The sequence below is a fragment of the Bacillus sp. EU52 genome (assembly GCF_037964975.1).
Taxonomy (GTDB): domain Bacteria; phylum Bacillota; class Bacilli; order Bacillales; family Bacillaceae; genus Bacillus; species Bacillus subtilis.
In genome coordinates, this window is sequence record NZ_CP150177.1 from 2,603,615 (window position 1) to 2,619,381 (window position 15,767).

The 15,767-nt window shown below is 41.1% G+C and carries 14 protein-coding genes and 1 pseudogene; 7 read left to right on the top strand and 8 right to left on the bottom strand.

Annotated features, from left to right (window positions below; all coding sequences use genetic code 11):
* Positions 1–30 precede the first annotated feature (30 nt).
* The 7 genes from sacC to levR form a co-directional block, all read right to left on the bottom strand.
* Entirely contained in the window at positions 31–2,034 is a 2,004-nt protein-coding gene (sacC, locus tag NSU05_RS13430; protein WP_250540530.1) for a levanase, read from the bottom strand.
* Complete coding sequence (locus NSU05_RS13435) at positions 1,973–2,140, bottom strand: hypothetical protein (protein ID WP_231940257.1); 168 nt, start codon at positions 2,138–2,140, stop codon at positions 1,973–1,975. Before NSU05_RS13435 ends, sacC begins: the two co-directional genes overlap by 62 nt.
* Positions 2,141–2,220: 80 nt before the next feature.
* The gene (gene levG, locus NSU05_RS13440) at positions 2,221–3,048 is read right to left on the bottom strand and encodes a PTS fructose transporter subunit IID (protein WP_003229834.1); all 828 of its coding nucleotides are present in this window, start codon (positions 3,046–3,048) and stop codon (positions 2,221–2,223) included.
* A gap of 21 nt (positions 3,049–3,069) precedes the next feature.
* Positions 3,070–3,879: a PTS fructose transporter subunit IIC gene (levF, locus tag NSU05_RS13445; protein WP_003229833.1), complete on the bottom strand. Its 810-nt coding sequence runs from the start codon at positions 3,877–3,879 to the stop codon at positions 3,070–3,072.
* Positions 3,880–3,895: 16 nt separating this feature from the next.
* On the bottom strand, positions 3,896–4,384 hold the full coding sequence (levE, locus tag NSU05_RS13450) for a PTS fructose transporter subunit IIB (RefSeq protein ID WP_004399158.1): 489 nt from the start codon (positions 4,382–4,384) through the stop codon (positions 3,896–3,898).
* Positions 4,384–4,824, bottom strand: coding sequence for a PTS fructose transporter subunit IIA (gene levD, locus NSU05_RS13455; protein ID WP_014480391.1), 441 nt, complete (start codon positions 4,822–4,824; stop codon positions 4,384–4,386). Before levD ends, levE begins: the two co-directional genes overlap by 1 nt.
* A 189-nt stretch (positions 4,825–5,013) precedes the next feature.
* Positions 5,014–7,821 (bottom strand): transcriptional regulator LevR, encoded by a 2,808-nt coding sequence (levR, locus tag NSU05_RS13460; protein WP_131227694.1) that lies wholly within the window; start codon positions 7,819–7,821, stop codon positions 5,014–5,016.
* 546 nt (positions 7,822–8,367) lie between these two features.
* Here levR and NSU05_RS13465 point away from each other — a divergent pair.
* Positions 8,368–8,507 (top strand): annotated as a pseudogene (locus NSU05_RS13465) (hypothetical protein).
* A 38-nt stretch (positions 8,508–8,545) separates the two neighbouring features.
* The gene (locus NSU05_RS13470; RefSeq protein ID WP_015483487.1) at positions 8,546–9,934 is read left to right on the top strand and encodes an amino acid permease; all 1,389 of its coding nucleotides are present in this window, start codon (positions 8,546–8,548) and stop codon (positions 9,932–9,934) included.
* A 95-nt stretch (positions 9,935–10,029) separates the two neighbouring features.
* Here NSU05_RS13470 and NSU05_RS13475 read toward each other — a convergent pair whose 3' ends face one another.
* Complete coding sequence (locus NSU05_RS13475) at positions 10,030–10,662, bottom strand: LysE family transporter (RefSeq protein ID WP_014477480.1); 633 nt, start codon at positions 10,660–10,662, stop codon at positions 10,030–10,032.
* A gap of 152 nt (positions 10,663–10,814) precedes the next feature.
* Between NSU05_RS13475 and NSU05_RS13480 the strand changes: the two genes are divergently transcribed.
* The 5 genes from NSU05_RS13480 (at position 10,815) to NSU05_RS13500 (ending at position 15,640) form a co-directional block, all read left to right on the top strand.
* Positions 10,815–11,642 (top strand): TrmB family transcriptional regulator, encoded by an 828-nt coding sequence (locus tag NSU05_RS13480; protein WP_029727150.1) that lies wholly within the window; start codon positions 10,815–10,817, stop codon positions 11,640–11,642.
* Positions 11,643–11,843: 201 nt separating this feature from the next.
* Entirely contained in the window at positions 11,844–12,344 is a 501-nt protein-coding gene (gene sigV / locus NSU05_RS13485) for an RNA polymerase sigma factor SigV (protein ID WP_038429381.1), read from the top strand.
* Positions 12,344–13,201 carry an anti-sigma-V factor RsiV gene (gene rsiV, locus NSU05_RS13490; RefSeq protein WP_038429382.1) on the top strand — a complete coding sequence of 286 codons (858 nt, stop codon included), beginning with the start codon at positions 12,344–12,346 and terminating at the stop codon, positions 13,199–13,201. The genes sigV and rsiV overlap by 1 nt, the downstream gene beginning before the upstream one ends.
* A 110-nt stretch (positions 13,202–13,311) precedes the next feature.
* Complete coding sequence (gene oatA / locus NSU05_RS13495) at positions 13,312–15,216, top strand: peptidoglycan O-acetyltransferase OatA (RefSeq protein ID WP_038429383.1); 1,905 nt, start codon at positions 13,312–13,314, stop codon at positions 15,214–15,216.
* 133 nt (positions 15,217–15,349) lie between these two features.
* Positions 15,350–15,640: a YrhK family protein gene (locus NSU05_RS13500; protein WP_004398584.1), complete on the top strand. Its 291-nt coding sequence runs from the start codon at positions 15,350–15,352 to the stop codon at positions 15,638–15,640.
* Positions 15,641–15,767: the final 127 nt, after the last annotated feature.

The window sequence follows — 15,767 nt, forward strand, 5'->3', positions numbered from 1 at the left end:
AGACTGTTCAGGTCTGTGCCTTTTTTAAAATTAAGACTCCTTCGTTACATTCTGAAAGACAGCAGTCGCGTCCCACACATTCAAGCCAAATTGGCCTTCTGAAAATGCGGAATCATGTGCATCAATCACAAGACGATCATCTAAATAGATTTTAAAGCGATCGCCCTCGGCCTCTGTTTTCAGATGATACTTTTTATTAACGTCTATCGGTGTTTTGTATTCAGCAATGACAGAAGCAGCACCGTTCTCAAATTTAAAGAATTTCACTAGGTCATGCTTCGCATCCACATTGGCAAGGTAACCGTTTTTGGCATCTTTGTCAGAGCGAAACATTAGTGCTCCTGCCCCTCTTCCGTTTCCATCCTTAATGGTGATATCAGATTCATAAGTGAAGTCTGACCCGGATGCTGAAGACAAGATAAAGGAATCTCCGTCCGACCTCCCTTGTTTCCCCTCAATTGTGTCGGCCCACATGCCATTTACAGTCGTCCAGCCAGTCATATTGGACATAAAAGGTGACGTTCCCCATACCTTTTTTAAAGGGTGTATGGTTAAAGATTTTACCTTTACACCGCCCTTTGCAGCATATAATTCAAGCCCTTTGCTTGATCGGTCTGGGAGAATAATATCTGTTATGACCTGCTTTCCGTCATTCCCAAATACTTCAACCGAGGAGCGGTCAACAAAAATGCGCAACTTAACCTTCCCATTTACCGGCTTCAACGGGGCTGTTTCTTTTCCGGTGTTAAAGGCCGGATTAAAGGTGTCGTTGCCTGACTCGCTCCGGTCAACGAACAATTTGGCGTTCCTTCGGTCATAGCCGACCTTCGTAAATTGATTTTCACCTGTTCGGACCTTAAAACCAAATTCAGCAGCTGAACCAGGGCTTACTTTAAATTCTGCATTTATTTCATAGGCATCTCCAGATTGCCCCGCTAACACATTATGACTTGCAGGCGATATGGTCAGATTCTTCCACTTCTTAGAGGTTCCGCGAATGGTTTCCAGCTCTTTCACCGGTGTTTGGACCACTCTAACCCCTTCGGTAAACGCTTTCAATTTTAACTCTCTTGGAATGGACGTTGCACTTCTCCATGGGGATGTCGGAACATCATTCGCATATTGCCAATTGCTCATCCACCCTAACCATAGCCGGCGGCTGTCTGTGGATGGAATATCAGACCAGGATACAGCCGCATAAAAGTCTCTGCCGTAATCCGTCCAGAGAACTTTGTTTGGCGGGTTTTCATTTTTAAAATGAGTTCCATCAAAGTCCCCTACAAAATATTGCATGCCTGATCCTCCCGAGACCGCTCCGTTTCCGACACTGACCTGCATGACCCATTTTTTTCGATTCGGATTGCCGTCTACCGGAAGCTCAAATAAATCCGGGCATTCCCATACTCCCCCGTGGCTTCCTTGATCCTGTCCAAATTCACTTGCATACGTCCACTGCTTCAGATTTTTTGATGTATAAATGAGGATTCGGTCACCGGCCGCAAGCACCATCACCCACTTTTTTTCTTTCTCATACCAAAAGACTTTTGGATCGCGAAAATCTTTTTTACCCGGGTTTGGAATGACAGGGTTGCCAGCGTATTTCGTCCATGTTCTTCCTTTGTCGTTGCTATAGGCAATACTTTGCACTTGATGGCCTTCCCGATCCTGTGTATAAATGGCCACAAGCGGCTTCTCTTTGCCTGTTTGAAAACCGCTTGTGTTATTTTTATCTACAACTGCGCTTCCAGAAAAGATCGTGCCTTTTTCATCCGGATAAAGCGCAACAGGAAGGTGTTCCCATGTAACCAAATCTTTGCTGACGGCATGCCCCCAATGCATGGGCCCCCACTGAAGCCCGTATGGATGGTATTGATAGAACAAGTGATATTCCCCGGCATAATATACCATTCCGTTTGGGTCATTCATCCAGTTTGCCTCCGGTGTGAAGTGGTATTGAGGACGGTAATCCTCATCATAGTAGCTTGAATCGGCTGCATCTGCCGAAAATGCCATAGTCAACAGCAGGGTGAACATGATTATGACTTGAATCAGTCTCTTTTTCATTTGTTCCTTCGCTCCTCTCTTCATGTTTGAACACTTTCAAGAGAGACTGCTGCGCAAGCTGGTCCGTTTCTGGCAATTCTCCTCTGTTACACTGTTATCCGAATGATTTATATATGAAAAGACTGCTGCAGTTTCTCTCTCTTTCCTTCACACACCTTATGCTAAGAATCCAGCCCAATACCCGAGAATCCCGATGACAAAGATGCCGCAAATAATGAGAAGTGGATTCACCCCTTTGCGAAGCATCCATGCCACCAATAACGTTAATCCGAGAGGCAGCGCACCCGGCATAATGCTGTCTAACACGTTTTGTACAGTTTGAACATCTACTTTTCCGCTTTCATCCTTAATCCTGGATACAACGATTGGAATGTTGATGGTGGTCCATTTGGACACGAGAGCCCCCATAACAAATAACCCGAGAATCGAAGCGCCCTCTGTAAGCTTTTGAATGCGATTCCCCGCTAAATCCTGAAGAATCTCCATTCCTTTCACATAGCCATACTTTAATCCGTAATATTTTGTGCTTAATCTTATGGCATTCAGCAAGAAAAAGAATAGCAAAGGGCCGGCAATGTTTCCTCCTAAAGCAAGGGAGGCTCCTAGCGCAGCTAAGACAGGACGAATCGTTCCCCAGAAAATTGGGTCGCCTACGCCCGCTATTGGTCCCATCAAACCAATTTTCATTCCGCTTATCGCTTTTCCGTCAATTCCTTTATTGTTCGCCATTTCTTCTTCCATGGCTGCCGTCACACCAAATATAGGCGCTGTCAGCCACGGATGTGTATTAAACCATTCCAAATGCCGCTGCAAGGCTTCGTTTCTTTTCGCTCCGGGACCGTACAATTTTTTGATCGCCGGTATCATGACATAACAATATCCCATTGCCTGCACACGTTCGAAGTTAAAGGAACCGAGTAAAAAATTTGAACGAATAAACATGCTGAAAATTTCTTTCTTCGTTAATCGTTTTTCTTTCTCCATCTTTTCTTCCCCCCTCATCGTTTAGGCATCAAGATCATCATCATCGTCATCATAAACAGCAACACTGCCACTGTCTGATGCGGCCGCGACTGCTCCGTGAGCGCTTTGTTTTTGCATCACCTGCTGGTATAAAAGCGCCAGACAGAGACCAAGGGCTCCAAATCCCACTAAGTTAAAATCGGTAAACGCCGCTAATAAGAAACCAATATAGAAAAATGGCTTTAAATAAGGAATATTCATCATATTGATCACCATGGCATACCCGACAACCACAATAATGCCTCCGCCTATTTGCAGTCCTTTTGTAATGACATCAGGAATATTTCCCAGGAACGCCTGAACAGCGCTGACACTAATTAAAGCAACAATCAATGTAGGAATCATGACGCGCAAAGCTTGAAACACCATCGCGGTAATATGCATAATTTCAATTCCTTTTATATTTCCTGCTTTTGCATATTGATCAGCGCGGTGGATGAAAAAGACAGTGATCGTCCGAACAAAAATCGTCAGCGCCTGACCCGCAGCTGCTAAAGCAACAGCGACAGCAATCCCTTCACCAATTCCTTGATCAGCGGTAATAACTAAAATGGTTGAGATGACAGAGGCGATCGCTGTATCAGGTGCCATGGCAAGCCCGACGTTCATCCAGCCGAGCGCCATCAGCTCCAGTGTGCCTCCAAGAATAATTCCCGTTTTTAAGTCCCCGAGCACCAAGCCAACCAACGTACAGGCCACTAGCGGCCGGTGTGTCTGCCCTTCATCCAATACACTTGCGATTCCGGTGATTGCTGCAATGATTAACAACAAAATAATTTGTAATGAAGACATATTCTCATCCCCTTGATTATTTTGTTACGTTCCGTAAAATCTGTACAAAATCCTCACTGGCATCTGAAGGCAGCTGCCTCAATTCCAGTTTCACGCCCTTGTCACTTAATGTTTCAAATGCCTTTATATCTTGTTCTGTGACACTGACTGATTTTGTGATTTGCCTGCGATGATTTTCAAAACGCATTCCCCCGACGTTTACGGTTTTGATCGGTACACCTGCTTCTATAAGAGATACAATATCAGACGGATTTTCAAACAAGAGCATTGCCGTTACCCCTTCGTAGCGCGGACTATGAAATGCTTTTGCCATTTTAGAAACCGAGACGGCACTCGCCTTTACATTTGAAGGCGCAACAGAAAGGATCAGCGTTTTTCTCATTTCGTCCTGAGCAATATCGTCGGAGACAACGATGATTCGGTCGGCTGCATGGACTTTTATCCACCTTGTCAGGATTTGGCCGTGAATAAAGCGGTCATCAATTCTTGCTAACACAATGTTCATCATAATTCATCCTCTCTTGTATCTTGATTGGCTGTTTTTACTTTTTCTAAATGTTCACTGCACACTTGAAAGCTTTGCTGACTCATTGCTTTTAAGTTGTTCAGCAAATCTTTGAGAGCCAGATGTTCTCTCTGGCTTAATACCTCCAGCAGAATCGGCAGGTTTACGCCGGCTGCCATATCCATTCTTTGATCCTCAGCAATAAAGGAAGCTGCCGCGTTATATGGCGTCCCTCCAAAAATATCGACTAAAAAAAGCACTTCATGTTCTTCCGGGATATCCTTGAGCGCCTGATGATATTTTTCTTGCAGCGTTTGTATTCCTTCCCCTTTAAAAAACGGCACTGCAATCAGGTTATTTTCTTCACCGAATATCATCCCTGAAGACTCTTTTAATGCTATGGGAAAATCTCCATGACCGCTGATAATAACTGAAATCATATCTATTGCTCCTTTCCTGTTTTGTACATCCAAATATAATGCAAGGATCGTGCCAACACAGGTGGGTTAAGCGTTTTCATTGTTATTTCAGCCAATAGCAATTTGTTGTTGAAACACTTAAAACGAAAAAAATAAACCTGTATTAAAATGGTGTTCCATTTAATACAGGTTCATATGAAAAAACTGTTTTTAAAACAGCTGGCCATGCACTTCTTCAGCAAATATGGCGGCTATAAATAATTTTTCATCATCACTTATGCGAAGTCCGAGCTTTTCTTCATAAGGGGCTAATGTTCGCTCTGTCACGTACACCATTTCCTTCAGCTGATCATTGATCTCTTCTTCCTCTGAGAAAGCGATCGGATTCTGCTTAATTACCCTTTCAAAGGCGAAAGCCGTGTGCATAATGACTTTGATCAAAACCGCATTATTGAAAATGACCCCCAGCTCATCTTGAACGGTTTGCAGCCACTCCAATAACATTTCGATCACATGATGAGGATTCAAGAACACAAGGTATTTTTTCAGGCTATCCTCGCAAAGCTCCCTGACAATAATATTTGCTTCGTTCAATCCATTGCTCAAGGGGATGCTTCCTTTTGTAATCGCCTGTTGAATCAGCTTCTCTCCCTCCCCTTCAATTAACACTTCTAAAGATACATGCGGAGCATTGATTTTAGGGTCTTTCGTTCCGACTGTCGCAAGGATTTCATACTCTTTTTCGATTTCTTTTATGCTGTTGGCCAGCTTAATCGATGATACGGTCAATATGTGAATCGGGGTATCGGAGGCCTTGTTTACGATCGTGGTTAGAATGTCTTCCAGCTTTTTGGCCGTTCCGCTACCCGTCGTGCAGATGGATACCAATGCCTTCTTTTTGCCGGATGCCGCTGGCTGACGCTCCCACAACTCGATAAAATCCTTCGTGACCGATTGATAGATCGCATGCAAATTTAAATTCAAATAGTTGACCTTTCTGACAGCATCCAGCACCATTGAAGTCGTAACATTGCTGATCGTTTTAATGGAAATGCCTGTCTTTTCCTCCAGCCTGCTTTCCAGCATTGCAAGCGACCCCATGTCTACCAGCATTAAAACACCTTCACCTTCATCAACCTGTTTCATTTTTTCTGCTACGCATTCAAGAATGTCCGAAGGTGAAACAGAAAGCGGCATATCGACTGCTGCAATCGGCGTGCTCCCTAGCAGTTCTGTCGCGACTTCAACCATTGAACTCGCCGTGCTGTTTCCATGAGCAGCCACGATGATACCGACTCTTTTGTTCTCCTTTAACGATTTGATGGAATGGATTAACATCGTTAAGTAGATGACTTCTATTTCAGGAATAGCCACTTTAAAATATTCCTGAATTTTATCTTTAAAAATCATCGCCACCCGATATTCTTTCACATGGGTATCACGAATTTCATCCGTCTCCTGTGTATTTAAAACATCAATTTGCTTTCCTCGCTTTAAAAATGCGTCAATATGCATACTCAAGAAATAAATAAACTTGCGGTCAAATGTGCAATCCAGCTCATGTTCAGCTATTTCTTTTAACTGTTTTGTCATTTGAATCACGTCATCTTCAACGAATGTCAGCAGGCTGTCTTTTTGAAAAGCTTGATGATGAAAAAAACTTCTGACATGCAAATGGACATCAGTCAAGATGTATTGGTTAATATCCTTTTTGGATAAACCTTCTTTCATAAGCGTTTTCACTTTTTCCTCAATCAAATGATATAAGTTAAATGAGAGGTCTTCGTCAATTTTTGTTGTTTCATCTTCTACAATCGGAGAGATAATCGTTGTAATATTGACATATTCAGAAATGGCTTTGCTTCTTTGCATGTTTTTGCTGCTGGACATCCATTCTTGCTTGATTTCATCAGGCAGATCGCGAACAGTCAGTTCAATAACTTCATTTCTGTCAAGGTTATGCAAAAATCCGTGTGCGCAAACTAACTGGACATTTGATTTCAGCTGTCCGACATTCCCAAATTTCGCAGAGTGAATAAGCGCATTATAGACATCGATATGCACACTCAGATTCTTCTTAATTCGCTCTGCTTCTTTCCCTAATAAAAACGTCGTCAGATCCACTCTTTCTTTAAGCGATCGTTCTTCAAGCGAAGGAATATGAATGGTCATTGGGATTCTTCGCAAAAACGTTTTCAATAGTGCAGAACTCGGATTTTCTGTAGTCGCACAAATAAACAATACGTTCGATGTTCGTTTATGTTCAGATTCTCCAAGCCTGTTATAAGAACCGCTGTCAATAAAATAAAACAGCATTTCTTGTCCCTCGGGAGGGAGACGGTGGATTTCATCCATAAAAAGAATGCCCCCATTGGCCTGTTCGACTAAACCCGCCTTATCCTCGGCAGCACCTGTAAATGAACCTTTTTTGTGTCCGAATAATTGAGAAAGCAATAATTGAGGGTTGTTGTAGTAGTCTGCACAGTTAAATGTAATAAATGGTGCGCCGGCCTTCAATATGTCAGAGTAAATGGCAAACTGGTAAATTCGGTTCGCAAAAAGGGATTTACCGGAACCAGTCGGCCCTAGGAGGAGCATATGCAGACCGTTCGGCGGATAAAAGACAGCTGCTTTTGCCTGGGAGATCGCTTTCTTCAAACTCCCTTTTGCCCCTATCATAAGCTCTAGGGGATTCGTGGAAATGTGTTGATGATTTTGCTTTGAATTTCCGGAAAACGCCTGAAGGTCTTTCACTTCCATCATCTCTGTATCCCATTTCTTGTTGAATAATTTTTCTGCTATCTCGACTGGGATGTATCTTACAGGAAACGTTTTAATTTTGATGACCTTTTTGGACCGGACGAGATTGTTCAATTCAAAGCTGACATTGGACCGCTCCATTTTCAGCTGCTCGGCAATCTCCTTTGCTGAATTCCCTTGTATTTTTAAAAGATGATCTAAGGTTGAATCATGAAAATTATGCTTGAGCTGATGGTATATTTTATCTATTCTTCTCACGTCTATCATCCTTTGTCCTTATTAGATAAGCCATTAACAAGAATATTTCGAAACTTTATAGTCCGCGTTGAGATTATCTGCTGATACACGTTTAAAAAGGTCTCTATAGCAGATTGACAAAACTGGCTTTTATGCGTATATGTTTACATGTTGAATCATTTGCATCTCATATTAGTATGATAGATGCTCAGTTCTCGAGGGCCAGTCCCCTTCAAAAGTAATAATCAGTAAACAGTTTATCATTCTCGGGGAATGTAATGATGTCAAAATCATCAATGACAAAAAATGAATCTTATAGATCATGACAAATTACCCAAATATAACCCCTTAAGTTCGCTCACAACTAAAAAGACGGGCACTCTATGTGACCGCCACAGTATTACAATTTGCAAAACTTCGTCATTTTTGCAAAGTTAAGGAATCTGTAAGCTTAAAAACTTTATCTCCGATATCTCTCGATTTGATCCCCCCTGTAGGCCTCAAACATAGTGGGTATGCAATTATACAAATCGTTACCGATTAAAACTAGCCTGTCAGATTGTCCAAATGACTTTCCTGTTTTACTCTGCTATTCAGGTAGAATCAGGAGTGAAAATAGAGCCACAAGACATGTAACAGCACTTAAAATAGTTTTAAAATTTAAAAATAAAAGTATCTATTCTTTTAAATGTTATAATATCCGATAAAACTTTACACATCTTTTTATTACTGGAGGAAAATAAAATTGATAGGCAATTCTAGCAAAGACAATTTTGGCCAGCAACAGAAATTGTCTAGAGGCCTTAAAAACAGGCATATACAATTAATGGCGATTGGAGGTGCAATCGGTACAGGTTTATTTTTAGGTTCAGGTAAATCCATCCATTTTGCAGGACCATCCATTTTATTTGCTTACTTGATCACCGGCGTATTTTGCTTTTTCATTATGCGTTCGCTCGGAGAACTGCTCTTATCAAATGCGGGATACCACTCTTTTGTTGATTTTGTAAGGGACTATTTAGGAAACATGGCAGCATTTATCACTGGGTGGACCTACTGGTTCTGTTGGATTTCCCTCGCGATGGCTGATTTAACGGCGGTCGGCATTTATACGCAATATTGGCTTCCCGATGTGCCTCAATGGCTGCCGGGTCTTCTTGCGCTTATTATCCTGCTGATCATGAACCTTGCCACCGTTAAACTTTTCGGAGAATTAGAATTTTGGTTTGCATTGATCAAAGTCATTGCCATACTGGCTCTGATCGTAACTGGCATTTTCCTGATTGCGAAAGGTTTTTCGGCAGCTTCCGGCCCTGCCAGCCTCACCAACCTTTGGAGCCACGGCGGCATGTTCCCAAATGGATGGCATGGGTTTATCCTATCGTTCCAAATGGTCGTCTTCGCTTTCGTGGGTATTGAACTTGTTGGACTGACAGCAGGTGAAACAGAAAATCCCCAAAAAGTGATCCCTAAAGCCATCAATCAAATCCCTGTCCGGATTTTACTTTTTTATGTTGGCGCACTTTTCGTGATTATGTGTATCTATCCTTGGAATGTGTTGAATCCAAACGAAAGCCCATTTGTTCAGGTCTTCTCTGCAGTAGGCATCGTTGTGGCTGCCAGTTTGATCAATTTTGTTGTATTAACATCAGCCGCCTCAGCTGCAAATAGCGCTTTATTCAGCACAAGCCGAATGGTCTATTCACTTGCAAAGGATCATCACGCACCTGGACTATTAAAGAAATTAACTTCTTCTAACGTGCCAAGCAATGCGCTGTTCTTTTCATCCGTCGCCATTCTGATTGGCGTTAGTCTGAATTATTTAATGCCCGAACAAGTCTTTACACTGATTACAAGTGTTTCTACAATATGCTTCATTTTTATTTGGGGCATCACGGTGATTTGCCATTTGAAATATCGAAAAACAAGGCAGCATGAAGCGAAAGCAAACAAATTCAAAATGCCTTTTTACCCATTATCCAACTATTTAACACTTGCATTTCTCGCGTTCATTCTTGTCATATTGGCACTGGCGAATGATACACGTATTGCTTTGTTTGTCACCCCGGTCTGGTTTGTTTTATTGATTATTTTGTATAAGGTGCAAACCCGCAGAGGACATAAGATGAAATAAAAAAAAGACAAGGGATACTCACTCCCTTGTCTTTTTATATGTGTCAAACACTAAATTAAACTTTGGTTTCAAATCTCATTCACTTCATTTAAGTGTTAACTCAAACCAGTTTTGATGCCGAAACCTACTAATATTATTCCGGTAATTTTTTGAAACACTTTCTGGAACTTCGAGTTTTTCATCCATTTTTTTGCGTAATCAATAATATAAACAAGAAACAGAAACCACAACACCGCTAATAAGGTTAGAATTGAAGCTAAAATGATAAGCTGCTGGTTTATATTTCCGTTCAAATTGATAAATTGGGGCATGATTGTAACATACACTAAAACAGTTTTAGGATTTAGAATGTTACTGAGTGATCCTTGCATAAAGGAAGTTTTATAATAACGTTTCGGAGAACTTGCCATATTTTTTGCTTGGGATTGCATGTCATCTAACGAAAACATACTTTTAGCAAAAAAGCTTTTTACACCTAAATAAATTAAGTATGCCGCTCCCAAATATTTGATCGTTGTGAAAAGAATCACTGACTTTGCGATTACCACTGATAATCCTAAAATGGCAATCACCGTCCAAAAGGAAAGTCCTGTCGCCAATCCGAGAATGTTATAACGGCCGGCTTTCGGACCATACCTAAGCGTATTTTTCATCACAAGCATCGTATCTGCCCCCGGCATGATAACCATCATGGCAGCGATCGGTATGTATGCGAGTAAGCTGTGCATTGTTCTCTCCCCCTTTAAAAATCCCCTCAATCATATAGTGACTACAAAAGTAACTACTTATAAAAGTGTATCAATGCATTTGGAATAAATCAATATGGTTTGTTAAAATAGCGATTACTAAGGCAGCGATTGCTCTTTATATTGGAGGATATATGAAAGAAAATATGTTAGACATTTTAAAAAACCTCAATTTTACAGAATATGAATCGAAAGCGTATTTGGCATTATTGCAAGAATCACCTTTAACAGGCTATGCCGTTGCCAAAAAATCCGGAGTGCCCCGTTCTAAAATTTATGAAGTCTTGGAAAGCCTTGTCATAAGGGGAGATGTTTTTGTCAGTCATGGAAATACACCTCAGTATGTTCCAGTCCCCGCAAAAGAACTGATTAAAAACCGCCGGCTCAAAGCGGAAGAGCATTTTGATCAGGCTGAGAAATATTTTGAAAAGTTCGAGCAGACTGCTAATGACCGGGAAAACATCTGGAATATCACCGGCCGCAGTGAAATTCTTGAAAAGGTGAAGGCTTGTATTTTATCTGCCAAAAAAAGAATCCTCTTAGAAATATGGAAAGAGGATTTTGAGGAGATAGAATCAGAGCTAAAACAGGCGGCAGAACAAGGCGTTATTGTCACCATTATTGCGTACGGAGACATCGTATCTGATTTTTCCAATGTTTACCTTCATGATATGAGCAGTGAAATTACAGAAGAGTATGACGGACGGTGGCTTGTCTATAGCGGAGATGATTCAGAAGTAGTAGCGGGCATTGTCTCACTTGGCAATGACAGCCGTGCTGCATGGACGATGCATGTAGGTTTAGTCATGCCTATTACTGAAGTGATCATTCATGATCTGTACCTCATGGAAATTCTGAAAAAGCATAGAGAGCTATTAGAAGAGAGCTTCGGGAAAAATCTCATCCAGTTGCGCCGTAAATTTTCTATTCACTCAGATTTCAAAAAACATTATTTGGAATAATGTTTGGCATCTCTTACCCCAAAAACAAGGCTTGTACAAAACAAGCCTTGTTTTTTTATGCATAACCCCCCCATCCCCATGCTGATTTACTTCTCTCTTTTAAAAAATGTGATTCTGCGCAAACTATTTTTCAGCCTGCCGCGTCTATCCTAGGTAACAGCCTACGATATACGTATATTCAAAAAGGAGCCCTTTATTGCAATGAAGAAAAAACAAACAACAAAAGCGTTGCTTGTCACATGCATAACTGATCATAAGCAAGATTTCTACCGGTTGGCTTTCAGTTATGTAAAAAATCAAGATGACGCATTAGATATTGTTCAAGAATCGATAAAAAAAGCGCTGAGCTCAGTTGAAACGGTCAAAAACCCTGAGACGATAAAAAGCTGGTTTTATAAAATTTTGGTGCGGACAGCCATTGATTTTTTGCGCAAACAAAAAAAGATAAGAGTGATGGACGACGAAACGATAGAATTTTTAAGCAAAGGAAAGGAAGACCATTACAAGGATACTGATCTCTATGAAGCGCTTGACGAATTGCCGTACCGCTATAAAACCGTTATTATTTTACGTTTTTTTGAAGACCTCAAATTAGAAGAAATTGCGGAAATTACAGGAGAAAACACGAATACCGTCAAAACGCGCCTATACAGAGCATTGAAGCTGATGCGCATTCAGTTGACGAAGGAGGATCTTTCTTAATGGATAAGAGATTACAGCAATTAAGAGAAGAATATAAAAATGTTCCGATTCCTAAAGAATTGGATATCATTGTTGAAAAAGCCCTTCAGCAAGAACCAAAAAAGAAAAGAATCGTCATGTGGCCGACATCAGCAGCAATCGCTGCAGCTATTTTATTCACTGCGCTTGTTAATATCAACCCGGACGCCGCTCAGGCTATGTCCAAGATCCCTGTCATCGGCAAAATCGTCAAAGCGATCACCTTTATTGAAATCAAAGAGGAAAAAGACCAATCAAGCATTGATGTCAAAACACCTGCTTTGTCCGGGCTTTCTAATAAAGAGCTTGAAAACAGCATTAACCAGAAATACTTGAAAGAAAGCCAGCAGCTGTATAAAGAGTTTATACAGTCCACATCCAAAAACAAAAAAGGGCATCTCAGCATCTACAGTGATTACGAGACGGTCACAGACACGCCAGATTTACTCTCTATCCGGCGCAATATTGAAACAACACAAGCATCTTCCTACACACAAAGCCGTTATATTACAATTGACAAAAAGAATGATATTTTACTTACATTAAAAAGCTTATTCAAAGATGAGCGCTATATCAAAGTCATCAGTCAAAACATCAAAGAACAAATGAAACAGCAAATGAAGGAAGATCCAAATAAAATATATTGGCTCACTGACGAAGATGCAGAACCGTTCAAAACGATTCTTCCTGATCAGACGTTTTACATTACTGAAGACCATAAACTTGTGATCTCATTTGACGAATATGAAGTCGCCCCCGGCTATATGGGCGTTACAGAGTTTACAATTCCAACCGGCGTCATTTCAAACTTGCTCGTGGGAGAACGTTATATTCGATAAAATAAAAACATCCATCTAAGATTATGGATGTTTTCTCTCTTCTCTATTCGAGGTCGTAACCTCGCTACCAAAAACAACGAGAATATTTGCATACTATTGGAGGAATACCCATGTATCACAAGACACAGCATCATCGATACATTCCTGGACTTGATGGCCTTCGGGCTTTCGCCGTCCTGTCAGTTATCGCTTATCACCTAAATTTCAATTGGGCTAACGGTGGTTTTATCGGAGTTGATATCTTTTTTGTTTTATCCGGATATTTGATTACATCTATTCTATTACCGGCATATGGAAATGATATCAATCTTGATTTTCGGGATTTTTGGGTGCGCCGCATTCGGCGGCTTATGCCAGCGGCTTACCTTATGATCTTTTCCACTGTTGTGTGGGTCGTATTGTTTGATCGAGAACTATTACACACTGTACGTGGAGATGCGATCTCTTCTCTCTTTTATATGAGCAATTGGTGGTTTATTTTTCACAAGCTATCATATTTTGATAGTTTCGGTTCCCCATCACCTCTAAAAAACCTTTGGTCGCTGGCGATTGAAGAACAATTTTATATCATATGGCCGATGTTTTTAGTTGTTGGAATGTACATAATGAAAAGCCGCGCCAGATTGGCTGCGGTGATATCATTGCTTGTGCTTTGTTCAGCCGTGATGATGAGCGTACTGTATGAACCTGGCGGAGATCCGAGCCGCGTTTACTATGGCACAGACACTCGTTCGTTTGAACTTCTCATCGGATGTGCCTTGGCTTTGGTATGGCCGATGAAAAGGCTGTCTTCCAACAGGCTGCCAAGCAAACTGAAGCACACTTTGCACGCCACTGAATTTTTGGCATTTTGTATTTTAGTGTTGTGTGTCTATTTCACAGATGAATACGAGCCTTTTCTTTACAGAGGCGGAATGCTATTCATTAGCGTGACTGCCGCAATCCTTATTGCATGTGTTTGCCATCCGAGCAGCTTTTTAGGCAATCTGCTTTCATGGAGGCCGCTTCGGTGGCTTGGAACGAGGTCTTACGGAATTTATCTTTGGCACTACCCTGTTATTGTGTTAAGCACGCCAGTTCAAGAAATCGGAAACCCTGTTTTTTGGCATATCGTGCTAAAGGTCATTGTGACATGTATACTTGCCGAGCTCTCCTACCATTTTATTGAGAAGCCGATACGGACACAGGGATTTAGGTCATTTTCCCGCCGTGTTTTTATACATAGAATCAAGGAATGGAAAACGACATCTGTCATCAGCAAAATGTCAATTGGTTTCATTATTTTCGCTATACTTATTTTTGCAGGCGGGCTGTCAGGGCTAGCCGGCGAGCAAAAGCACCCTACCAAATGGACCTATAGCTCACAAGAAACAAATGCTGACACCAGCCAGGCTTCTGGGGATAAAAAGAACGCTGCAGCAGATAAAAAACACAATCCTGAACAAAAGACAACAGATTCCAATCAGGGTCAAAAGGAAAACAAAGATAGTGGGCAAGAGACTCATAAAAAGAAAGACACGCAATCCCAACAGTTGAAAAAACCAGCAGACACTGCGAAAGAAGTTTTAGCTATAGGAGATTCCGTCATGCTTGATATTTCTTCACACCTGCGTCAGTCATTTTCAAATGTGACGATTGATGGAAAGGTAGGGAGACAAATGTCTCAAGCTTTGGAACTCGCAAGGGAATACAAGTCTTTTAATCAGCCCAACAAGGCTGTCATCATTGAGCTTGGAACCAATGGCTATTTTACAAACAGCCAAATCGAACAACTGCTTCAATCTTTCTCAAAAGCTCATATTTATCTTGTCAATACACGGGTTCCCCGCCAATGGGAAAGCAAGGTAAATGAATCTTTGCAGCAACAGGCCCACGCACATCAAAATGTTACGTTAGTTGACTGGCATACAGAAGCTCTTCAGCATCCGGAATATTTTACCCCTGATGGTGTTCACTTGGTTCCTAAAGGGGCAAAAACTTTGACTGCTCTTATTGTTCAGGCGATGAAATCGTAAAAAAGAGATCCTATACAGATCACTTTTTTACTTTAGTTTCTGATCGTTGATTATGTCTTCTTTCAGCAAGGCAGCCCTTATGTTTACATGCCGTTTACGTAAGGGTAAGCCAAAATTGAATGGAGGGATGATAATGAAAGGAAATGAAGAACATGACATCCAAAAAGAGTTGAAACGATATGAGCTTTTTTTCAAAAAACGATATAAGGTTCTTTATACAGTAAACGATTTTATCATCGGTGCTATGTTTCTCGTTGGAAGTTTTTTCTTTTTTTATGACCGGTTAATGTCGGCAGGGATATGGCTGTTTGCGATCGGAAGTTTGCTGCTGTTAATCAGGCCGACCATTCGGCTGATTCATGACTTTCATTACCGTAAGCATGTGGAACAGCAATTCAAGCATCAATCTTCAACAGATGACTGATCTTAAGGAATAAGAAAGAACAAAATGCCAAAAGCCTGAGTCGAAAATCAAAAACAAGACTTTCAGACTATTTATTTTTAAAAACAAGGTAAAAAGAACTAAACTTTTGCCTCTGCATGCCGATATG